This is a genomic window from Polaromonas sp. P1_E1_2 (genome assembly GCF_056406035.1).
Genome location: NZ_JBFUAZ010000083.1, coordinates 1 through 10,284, shown reverse-complemented (window position 1 = coordinate 10,284; position 10,284 = coordinate 1). Strand labels below are relative to the sequence as shown.

The 10,284-nt window shown below is 64.1% G+C and carries 11 protein-coding genes; 7 read left to right on the top strand and 4 right to left on the bottom strand.

Translation table 11 applies throughout. The annotated features are described in order from the left end of the window. Window positions 1-210 (top strand): TauD/TfdA dioxygenase family protein (locus tag AC1D1P_RS06575; protein ID WP_477672458.1); only part of this gene is annotated, 210 nt, incomplete at its 5' end. 347 nt (window positions 211-557) lie between these two features. Here AC1D1P_RS06575 and AC1D1P_RS06570 read toward each other — a convergent pair. After that, window positions 558-1,106, bottom strand: a complete 549-nt coding sequence (locus AC1D1P_RS06570; RefSeq protein WP_477672457.1) for an NADPH-dependent FMN reductase — start codon at window positions 1,104-1,106, stop codon at window positions 558-560. A gap of 332 nt (window positions 1,107-1,438) precedes the next feature. Here AC1D1P_RS06570 and AC1D1P_RS06565 point away from each other — a divergent pair, with 332 nt between their 5' ends. From AC1D1P_RS06565 to AC1D1P_RS06540, 6 genes are read left to right on the top strand one after another with little or no spacing between them, the layout of a single operon-like run. Continuing rightward, window positions 1,439-2,458, top strand: coding sequence for an ABC transporter substrate-binding protein (locus tag AC1D1P_RS06565; protein WP_477672456.1), 1,020 nt, complete (start codon window positions 1,439-1,441; stop codon window positions 2,456-2,458). Next, window positions 2,455-3,309, top strand: coding sequence for an ABC transporter ATP-binding protein (locus AC1D1P_RS06560; protein ID WP_477672455.1), 855 nt, complete (start codon window positions 2,455-2,457; stop codon window positions 3,307-3,309). The genes AC1D1P_RS06565 and AC1D1P_RS06560 overlap by 4 nt, the downstream gene beginning before the upstream one ends. Further along, window positions 3,302-4,141: an ABC transporter permease gene (locus AC1D1P_RS06555; RefSeq protein ID WP_477672454.1), complete on the top strand. Its 840-nt coding sequence runs from the start codon at window positions 3,302-3,304 to the stop codon at window positions 4,139-4,141. The genes AC1D1P_RS06560 and AC1D1P_RS06555 overlap by 8 nt, the downstream gene beginning before the upstream one ends. Before the next feature lie 28 nt (window positions 4,142-4,169). Further along, window positions 4,170-5,522, top strand: coding sequence for an LLM class flavin-dependent oxidoreductase (locus AC1D1P_RS06550; protein WP_477672453.1), 1,353 nt, complete (start codon window positions 4,170-4,172; stop codon window positions 5,520-5,522). Next, window positions 5,522-7,123, top strand: coding sequence for an FAD-binding protein (locus tag AC1D1P_RS06545; protein WP_477672459.1), 1,602 nt, complete (start codon window positions 5,522-5,524; stop codon window positions 7,121-7,123). The genes AC1D1P_RS06550 and AC1D1P_RS06545 overlap by 1 nt, the downstream gene beginning before the upstream one ends. Next, complete coding sequence (locus tag AC1D1P_RS06540; protein WP_477670794.1) at window positions 7,120-7,446, top strand: 4Fe-4S binding protein; 327 nt, start codon at window positions 7,120-7,122, stop codon at window positions 7,444-7,446. The genes AC1D1P_RS06545 and AC1D1P_RS06540 overlap by 4 nt, the downstream gene beginning before the upstream one ends. Before the next feature lie 201 nt (window positions 7,447-7,647). Here the strand turns inward: AC1D1P_RS06540 and AC1D1P_RS06535 are convergent, their stop codons facing one another. From AC1D1P_RS06535 to AC1D1P_RS06525, 3 genes are all read right to left on the bottom strand, one after another. After that, entirely contained in the window at window positions 7,648-8,586 is a 939-nt protein-coding gene (locus AC1D1P_RS06535; RefSeq protein ID WP_477672452.1) for a TauD/TfdA dioxygenase family protein, read from the bottom strand. Window positions 8,587-8,783: 197 nt separating this feature from the next. Then, a complete protein-coding gene (locus tag AC1D1P_RS06530) occupies window positions 8,784-9,920 on the bottom strand; it encodes a sigma-54 interaction domain-containing protein (protein ID WP_477672451.1) in 1,137 nt (378 codons plus the stop codon). 24 nt (window positions 9,921-9,944) lie between these two features. After that, a partial coding sequence (locus AC1D1P_RS06525; protein ID WP_477672450.1) for a MetQ/NlpA family ABC transporter substrate-binding protein occupies window positions 9,945-10,284 on the bottom strand: 340 nt, incomplete at its 5' end.

The following is a 10,284-nucleotide window of genomic DNA, read 5'->3' as shown; positions in this document are numbered from 1 at the left end:
CTGGGCATACCAGAGGACGAAAGCACCGCCCTGCTCAGCGAACTGTTCGAACACACCTCACGCCCCGAACTCATCTACCGCCACCAATGGCAGCCGCACGACATGGTGTTCTGGGACAACCGCTCAGTCACCCACCTGGCCGCAGGCACCCCCGACCACCTGCGCCGCAAGCTCTACCGCACCACCATCGAAGGCGACGCGCCGTTTTAAGCAGAAGCCTGCGTCCGCTATTCGGGTTTCGGTTTTAGGTATTCCTTCCCCAAACCCTTGTGGATGCGCCGAGGAGCGCAGGGCCAGGCGGATCAGGGATCGCGATTGTCTGAGCCGAAGGCGAGTTCGAGCGAGACCCCGGCTGGACCGAGCACCGCAGGCTGCCCGCAGCGCAGCGAAGGGACGCAGACAGCAGGGTCGCCTTTTGGTATTCGCGTAACTTCGCTTCGCGAAGTGAGCGAATCCCCACTACGTGACCTTTGCTTACTTTCTTTTGGCGAAGCAAAAGAAAGTGAGTTGCCGCCGGGCAACCCCCGGCCAGCCGCCCTGAGCAAAAAGCATGACGCTCAGGCGTGCTTCTTAACCCACCCCACATAAGCATCCACCCACCCCTGCAAAAACTTGCGGCTGCCTTCACTGATGCCGCCATCAGCGTCGTACAAACCGTCCTTGTTGTAGACAAAAGCCTCAGGCTGCCCCAGCGTAGGCACATTCAGATAGGCCAGGATATTGCGCAGGTGCTGCTGGGCAAGCGCGGTACCAATCGCGCCAACCGATGCCCCAATCACGCCGGCAGGCTTGCCGTCCCAGGCACTTTGGCCATAAGGCCGTGAGGCATGGTCAATGGCGTTTTTCAGCACACCGGGAATTGAGCGGTTGTATTCAGGCGTGACAAACAGCAGGCCCTGCGCCGCCTTGATCTCGCCCTTGAGCCGCTTCACCTCTGCCGACGGATTCCCGTCGTCATCCTGGTTGTAGGGCGGCAGGTCGTCAATGCGCACATGCGTGAAGCTGAAGTCCGCGGGGAACAGCTTCTCAAGCGCACTGGCGAGTTTTTTGTTGAACGAATCCTTGCGGATGCTGCCGACGATGACAGCGATGTTGTATTGAGCCATGGGGTTCTCCAGGAGGGTGGGAATGAAAGGGTTTGATCAGCGAATGCGCGAATGCGCAAAAGGCATTTCCGGTTTTAAATCAATTCACCGCCGCGCGCTGTAGGACTTCAGGACAGAAATACCCCAAGGTTCCACAACGCTGCCCGCTTCCCGTCAACACGCCAGGCCGCCTCTGCGCAAAACCAGACAGCACCTCAACAGCCGGCTGCCCGGGATGCAGCAACAAAGCCACCCGGACGACCTGAAAACCCAGAAATCCCCCCTGAATCAGCCCGAAATCACTGGCATGGATGCTGCGATGTTGAACCCGTCAACCACTCACTCCTCACGCCATGAACATCACTCGCTTCCTCGGTCTCACAGCTTTGTCGTTTGGCCTCCTGTCCGCTCAAGGCCATGCCGCGCCCCCACCTGAAAGAACCGAAATCCGCTACCAGGGCTGGGCCGGCCAGGTCACCTGGATTGAGCTGGCTGAAGACCTGGGCTACCTTGCGCCGCTCAAGGCCAAATGGGTAGGCAACACCATCAGCGGCCCGCAGGACATCCAGAGCGTGGTCACTGGCGATGTCGACCTGGGCGGCGCCTTCAACGGCGCGGTCGTGAAGTTGCTGGCCAAGAAAGCGCCGATCAAGGCGGTGCTGGGCTACTACGGGGTGGACGAAAACACCTGGAGCGGCTACTACGTCAAGGAAGACAGCCCGATCAAATCCGCACGCGACCTGATCGGCAAAAAAGTTGCGGTGAACACGCTGGGCGCACACCACGAGTTCATGGTCCGCGAATACCTGGAACGCGCCAGGCTCAGCGAAGCGGAAGCCAAGCAGGTGACGCTGGTCGTAACGCCGCCGGTCACCGGTGAACAGGTACTGCGCCAGGGCCAGGTCGAAGTCACCACCCTGGGCGGTGTGCTGCGCGACAAGGCGCGGGAGCGCGGCGGCATACGCCCGCTGTTCACAGACCGCGACCTGTATGGCAACTTCACGGCCGGTTCCATCGTTCTGCACAACAAGTTCATCGAGCAAAACCCCAACACCAGCCGCCACCTGGTGTCGGCGCTGGCGCGTTCCATCGAATGGGCGCGCAACACACCGCCAGCCGAGGTGCGGGCGCGCTTCGTCAAGATCATTGACGGCCGCAAGCGCGCCGAAAGCACAGACACCATCCAGTACTGGAAAAGTACCGGCGTGGCGGGAACCGGAGGCGTGATCAAGGACAAGGAGCTGCAGATCTGGATTGACTGGCTGGTCAAGGACGGTTTGCTCAAACCCGGCCAGGTAAAGCCCACTGACCTGTACACCAACGCCTTCAATCCCTACGCCAACAGCGGCGACAAGCTGGCGGTGGCCAAATGAGCGCCGCAAAAATCCGCTTTGAAAACGTCAGCAAGGAGTTCACCGTTCGCGCGGACGACGGCGGCGCCGCCAAACGTTTTATCGCTGTCCATGACGTGACGCTTGACGTGCGCCCCGGCGAGTTCCTGGTGCTGGTCGGGCCCAGCGGCTGCGGCAAGTCCACCCTGCTCGATTTGCTGGCCGGTCTGGCGCTGCCCACCAGCGGCCGCGTGCTGATTGACGGCCTGCCTGTCTCTGGGCCGGCGCGCGACCGCGGCGTGGTGTTCCAGCAATACGCCCTCTTCCCCTGGCTCAGCGCGCTCGACAACGTGGCCTTTGGCCTGGAGGTGGCGGGCGTGAGCAAGCGCGCCCGGCGCGAGAAGGCCGCGCACTACCTGGAGCTGGTGGGCCTGACCGAYTTTKCCAACCGCTTTCCGCATGAACTTTCCGGCGGCATGAAGCAGCGCGTGGCCATTGCGCGCAGCCTGGCTTACGAGCCGCAGGTGCTGCTGATGGACGAGCCCTTTGCCGCGCTCGATGCGCAGACACGCGAAACGCTGCAGGAAGAGCTGATCGAAATCTGGCAACGCACCGGCAAGACGATTGTGTTCATCACGCACGGCATCGACGAAGCCGTGGTGCTGGGCCAGCGCGTGGCCATCATGACGACCCGGCCGGGCCGCATCAAGCAGATCGTGGACATCCCCGAATCCTTGCGCAGCGGCACCGACGACGTGCGCTCGCTGCCGCTGTTCGGCGAGCTGCGCCACGAGATCTGGTCGCAGCTGCATGACGAGGTGGCATCTGCCCGCCGCGAACGCCGCGCCCGTATTTCCTCACAACCCATCCTCAAGGAAATTGCCCATGTCTGACATTGCCCTGAACGCGGGCGCCGCACCGCTAGCCCTTCACACGCCGCCGCTCTGGAAGCGCCTGCAGGCGCAAGTTGCCAATGCCACCTGGCGCTCCGGCCTGATCGTGGCGCTGGCCCTGCTGTGGGAACTGGCGCCGCGCCTGGGCCTCACCGACCCGACCTTCCTGCCGCCGCTCAGCGAGGTGCTTGCCGCCGGCTGGGCATTGGCACTGAACGGCCAGCTGTGGGAACACACCTCCATCAGCCTGGCCCGTTCGCTCGGCGGCCTGCTGCTGGCCATCGTGTTCGCGATCCCGCTGGGGCTGGCCATCGGCTGGTACCGGCGCCTGGGCAACACGCTCAACCCGCTGATTGAGCTGCTGCGCAACACGGCACCGCTGGCATTGCTGCCAGTGTTCTTGCTGCTGCTGGGTATTGGCGAGGTGTCCAAGGTCTCCATCGTGGTGTATTCGTGCGCCTGGCCCCTGTTGCTCAACACCATCTCGGCCGTGCGGCAGGTGGATCCGCTGCTCGTGAAGTCGGCCCGCACCATGGGAGTGACACCGCGCCAGTTGTTCCTGAAGGTCATCCTGCCCGCTTCCGTGCCGACCATCTTCGTGGGCATACGCCTGGCTGCGGCTTCGGCCATGCTGGTGCTGATTGCCGCCGAGATGGTGGGTGCCAAAGCCGGGCTGGGCTACCTGATCATCTACGCCCAGTTCAGTTTCCTGATTGCCGACATGTACTTCGGGATCATCGCCATCACAGCCATCGGGGTCACGCTGAACTTTGCACTGCAGGCGCTGGAGCGCCACTTCACGGCGTGGAAGCCTGCTTCCTCGCACAGCTGACCCCATTACCCACAGAAAGACATCCCTCATGACTCAACGCAAACTTCGCCTGGGCGCATTCATCATGGCCACAGGCCACCATATCGCGGCCTGGCGGCATCCTGGCTCGCAGGTCGATTCAGGCGTCAACATCGACCACTACATCGAGGTGGCCAAGACGGCCGAGCGCGGCCTGTTCGACCAGGTGTTTGTGGCCGACAGCCCGGGCGTGGCGTTCCACGGCACCGACGAGGCCTTCAGCCGGCAGGGCCGCGTGTCCTATTTCGAACCGGTCACTTTGTGGGCGGCCCTGTCGGCCGTGACGAAACACATCGGCTTTGTGGCGACGGCTTCCACCACTTACGAAGACCCCTTCCTGCTGGCACGCAAGTTCGCCTCGCTGGACCACATCAGCAAAGGTCGCGCGGCCTGGAATGTCGTGACCACCGGCGCCGACAATGTGTACGGAAATTTCGGACTCGACAAACACCCCGACCCCGAGGTGCGCTATGAGCAGGCCCATGAGTTCATCGACGTGGTGAAAGGCCTGTGGGACAGCTTCGAAGACGATGCCTTCATCCGCAACCCCGAAACAGGCCGCTACTTTGACCCGGCCAAGCTGCACGAGATCAACCACAGCGGCAAATACTTCAAGGTGCAGGGCCCACTCAACCTGGAGCGGCCGCCGCAAGGCTACCCGGTCATTGTGCAGGCCGGCTCGTCCGAGCCCGGGCGCGAACTGGCGGCGGCCACCGCCGAAGCGATCTTCACCGCCTGGACCAGCCTGGCCGAAGCGCAGGCCTTCTACCGCGACGTGAAAGGCCGCCTGGCCAAATACGGCCGCCGGCCTGAACAGCTGCTGATCCTGCCCGGCATCTCGCCTGTCATCGGCCGCACACAGGCCGAGGCTGAGGCCAAGTGGGCCGAGCTGCAAAAGCTGATTCACCCTTCGGTGGGCCTGAACACCATTGCCCAATTCTGGCCCGGCGAAGACCTCACGAAGTGGGACCTGGACGCCCCGCCACCCTACATTCCCGAACCGCCCAAGGGCCAGAACAGCCGCGCTCACGTGGTGCTGGAGCTGGCGCGGCGCGACAAGCTCACGGTGCGCCAACTTTATGAATACCTGGCCGGTGCGCGCGGCCACTGGGTGGTGGTAGGCACGCCGCAGACCATCGCGGACAAGATCCAGGAGTGGTTTGAAAACGGCGCCGCCGACGGCTTCAATGTCATGCCGCCAGTGCTGCCCGAGTCGCTCAACGACTTTGTGGACCTGGTGATCCCCGAGTTGCAGCGCCGCGGCATTTTCCGCACCGAATACGAAGGCAGCACGCTGCGCGAAAACCTCGGGCTGGACCGGCCCGTCAACCAGTTCGCCGTCAAGGCCCAAAAGGTGGCGTGATGGGAAGCCGCGACTTCAACTTCACCGCCCTCTCGAACGCGGCAGGCGCCCGGCAGCACGATGCCGACGTGCTGGTCATAGGCGGCGGCCCCGCCGGAACCTGGGCCGCCATCAGCGCCGCAGCACAGGGCGCCAAGGTGGTGCTGGCCGACAAGGGCTACTGCGGCACCTCGGGCGCCACGGCGCCTTCGGGCACAGGCGTCTGGTACGTGGAGCCGCAAGGCACGCAGCGCGAAGACGCCAAAGCCAGCCGTTACGACAAGGGCGGGCAACTGGCCGAACACGCGTGGATGGACCGCGTGCTTGAGCAGACCTACGCCAACATGCAGCAGCTGGCCGAATGGGGCTACCCTTTCCCGATAGGCGAAGACGGCGAGCAGCGCCGTGCCTCGCTGCAAGGCCCCGAGTACATGCGCCTGATACGCAAGCGCGCCAAGGAGGCAGGTGTGCGCATCCTCGACCATAGCCCGGCACTGGAACTGCTGGTGGACGAACAAGGCACCGTGTGCGGCGCCACCGGCCAGCAACGCCAGACGCTCGAGCCCTGGGTGGTGCGCGCTGGTGCTGCCGTGATCGCCACCGGCGGCTGCGCTTTCTTAAGCCGCGCGCTGGGCTGCAACGTGCTGACCGGCGACGGCCACCTGATGGCCGCCGAGGTGGGCGCTGATTTTTCAGGCATGGAGTTTTCCAACGCCTACGGCCTGGGTGCAGCATTTGCCTCGGTCACCAAGTCGCTGTTCTACCAGTGGGCCACCTTCTACTACGAAGACGGCAGCGTGATTGAAGGCGCCGGCTCGGCTTTTGGCCGCAGCCTGATTGCCAAAACATTGCAGACCCAGCGTGTGTTCGGCCGTTTGGATAAAGCCGACGACCAGGTGAAAGCCTGGATGCGCACCGCCCAGCCCAACTTCTTTTTGCCCTTCGACCGCGCAGGCATAGACCCTTTCACCCAGCGCTTTCCCGTGACCTTGCGGCTGGAAGGCACCGTGCGCGGAACCGGCGGCCTGCGCATTACGGGCCGCGACTGCGCGACTTCAGTGCCCGGCCTGTATGCCGCGGGTGACGCCGCCACGCGTGAGCTGATCTGCGGCGCCTTTACCGGCGGCGGCAGCCACAACGCGGCCTGGGCCCTGTCGTCCGGGTTCTGGGCCGGTGCGGGCGCAGCGGGCTTCGCACGCTCCAACGGGCACAGCGCCGCACGCGCGGTGCTGCGCGCCGGCGGCGTGGGCCTGCAGGGCACGGGCAGCGAACACACCGACAGCGAAGTCCTGATCCGGGCCGTGCAGGCCGAAGTGTTTCCTTATGAGCGCAACTGGTTCCGCAGCGGCGGCGTGCTGGAAGATTCTCTGTCGCGGCTCGACGCGTTGTGGCTGCGCCTGCGCCAGGCCGCACCGGCCGACAGGCAACAGGCGGTTCGCACACGCGAAGCCGCCGCGCTGCTGGCCCATTCACGATGGATGTACCGCAGCGCCCTGGCCCGCAACGAAACGCGGGGCATGCACCGGCGCCAGGAGCACGCCGCACCCGACCCCACGCAGCGGCACCGCCTCATCAGCAACGGGCTCGACGAAATCCGGGTCAGCCAGGAAGTGGTCGCATGATCGAGCTCATCAGCGCTTCGCAATGCACCGGCTGCAACATCTGCGTGACGGCCTGCCCCACCAACGTGTTCGACGCCGTGCCCGGCGGCCCACCGGTCATCGCGCGCCAGGGTGACTGCCAGACCTGTTTCATGTGCGAGCTGTACTGCCCGGAAGACGCGCTGTTTGTCGCTCCCAGCGCCGATGAGTCCGTGCAGGTGAATGAAGAAGCCTTGCGCCACGGCGCCCTGCTCGGCAGCTACCGCAAAGCCGTCGGCTGGGGCGGTGGCCGCAAGTCGACCGCTTCGGACGACCACAGCTACCACCTGCTGCAGAGAGCCTGAGCCTCAACCCATCGCCACCATATGCTATCTATTTGATAGCTGGTGGCGCCCATTTTCATTGGCCTAGCGGCCGTTTTGATTGCTCAAAATGCATCAAGACGGCCATTTTTTTGCTCAAAAGCACAAAAAAGCCGGCGCGAAGCCGGCAAAAATGGCCGGCCGCACTGGCAGCACGGCCATGCCACACGAAAGATCAATCCATCAGGCAGCCACGGCCTCGGCAGGCACTACCGGTTGGGCGACCTTCGGTGGCTGCGCCTGGCCGCCATGCACGCGTGAGCGGCGGCCGTCCACGCTGATCGGCACGTCGCCGGCCAGTGTGACGCGGCGCACGATGCGCTTCTGGTCGCCGTAGTCATTGATGGCGTAGTGCTGCGTAGCGCGGTTGTCCCAGATCACCACGTCACCCTGGATCCAGCGCCAGCGTACGGTGTTTTCAAGGCGCGTTACGTGGCTTTGCAGCACCGACAGCAGGTGCTGTGAATCGGTGCTGGAATAACCGACCAGCTTTTTCGCGAAGTGCCCGAGCACCAGCGTGCGCTCGCGGGTTTCGGGGTGCACGCGCACCACCGGGTGCTCGGCTTCATGCAAGGTGCGGGTGAAAACCTCGCGGTAATGCCGCAGGCCTTCGCTCGACACTTCGTCTTCGCTGCGTGAAGCGGCGTAGTCGTAATCGTTGCCGTGAATCACCCAGAGCTTTTCAGCCAGCTCGCGCAGCGCGGGCGGCAGGCCCTGGTAAGCCAATGCCGTGTTGGCCCACACCGTATCGCCGCCGGCGGGCGGGATCACCACGCCGCGCAGCACCGAGATCTTGGGCGGGGCCACGGCGAAGGTCACGTCGGTGTGCCAGGAGTTGGCACGCCCGCCGTGTTCCGAATCCAGCTCAAGGATAAAGCCCGTGCCCTGGCGCACCGGTACCGTGGGGTGCGGCACCGGCTCGCCCAGGCGCTTGGCAAAGGCCTCCTGCGATGCGTCGTCCAGATGCTGCTGGCCGCGAAAGAACAGCACCTTGTGCTTGAGCAGCGCCTGGTTCAGCGCGGTGATGGTGGCGCCTGGCAGGTCGGCAGACAGGCGCAGGCCGCGCACTTCGGCGCCGATGCGGCCTGCGACCGGGTGAATATCCACGGGCAATGTTGTCATGAAGAAGCTCCTTGTGTCGTTGATAAAACAGGCGGCAGAAATGACGCTGCTGACAAGCTTCTACGCATGACCTGTGCCAGTGAAAACCGGGCACCGTACGGCTTTTTTTCAATCTCTTGCTGCAATCGAAGCAGCCGGGCAGGACTGGGTGAGGGAAAGTGTTCAACGGCTGCTGTGAATACAGCACCCACCTGCAGTTACTGTGACAACGAAGCGGTTTGATCTTCTGCCACGTCATCAGCCTGCGCAGGTCGGTCGAGCAAACCATGGCGCTTGAGCAAGGTTCGCAGCACGTTGCGCGAAAGGCCCAGCAGATGCGCTGTCTGCACCTGGTTGCCATGGCAGAACTCAAAGGCCGTCTTCACCAGCGTGGCCTCGACGGTGTCAAACAGTTCAGGTTCGGCCTCGTTCATGCGCTGCAGCAGCACCTCGCGCAAACTGACTGGTGCAGCGCCCTGCACCGCGTGGGTTGAAACCTGTTCTACGGAAGCAGGTGCCGGCAATGCGGCAGGGGCCGCGCGGGACGCCATGCGTGCAGAGCGGTGAATGCCCTGCAGGTCCGCCACATGCAGCGTTGCCGCCGGCGCCACGATGAGCGCGTAGTGGATGACGTTTTCCAGCTCGCGGATATTGCCGGGCCAGTCATGGGCCAGCAGGGCCTGCTCTGCCTCGGGCGAAAGGCTTGCATCCTTGATGCCCAGGCGCGCGGCATAGCTCGCCAGGAAATGTCGCGCCAGCGGCAGGATGTCGCCGGGCCGCTCAAACAGCGGGCGAAGCTCCAGCGTGGCAACGCTCAGGCGGTAGTAAAGGTCGGCGCGAAAGTGGCTGGCGTTCACCGCATCACGCAGGTCGACGTTGGTTGCCGCAATCAGGCGCACGTCCAACGCAATCGGCTTGCGCGAACCGATGCGCACCACCTGGCGCTCCTGCAGCACGCGCAGCAGTTTGACTTGCAGGCTCAGCGACAAGTCACCAATTTCGTCAAGGAACAGCGTGCCGCCGTCGGCCGCCTCAAACCAGCCSGCGCGGGCGTGCGCAGCGCCGGTGAAAGCGCCGGTTTCATGGCCAAACAGTTCGGCATCGATCAGCGACTCGCTGAAAGCGCCGCAGTTCACCGCCACAAAAGGCCCGCTGCGTCCGCTGCCCTGGTGGATSCGGCGCGCCAGCAACTCCTTGCCGGTGCCGGTTTCACCAATGATCAGGACCGTGGCTTCGGTGGGCGCTACCTGGTCGACGCGCTCCAGCAGGGCCAGCGAGCCGGGGTCTTCGAACACMAGCGCCTTGGCGCGAATCGACAAGGCGCCGGCATTGGGAAGGGTCAGCAACCGGCTCATGCCTTGCGCTCCGCCTGGCTACGCTCAGAACCCGGGCAGCACAGCGCCCTTGAACTCGGCCTGCACGTACTTGCGGATTTCTTCCGAGTGGTAGGCCTTGACCAGCTTGGCCACCCAGGGCTTGTCCTTGTCTTGCTCACGCACGGCGAGCAGATTCACATACGGTGACTTGGCGGCTTCCTGGGCAATCGCGTCCTTGGGGTTCAGCCCGGCGGAGAGCGCGTAGTTGGTGTTGACGGCCGAGGCGTCCAGGTCGTCCAGCGAGCGTGGCAGCTGTGCGGCGTCGAGCTCCACAAACTTCAGCTTCTTCGGGTTCTCGATCACGTCGAGCGGCGTGGCCTTCAGGCCTGCTTCGGGCTTGAGC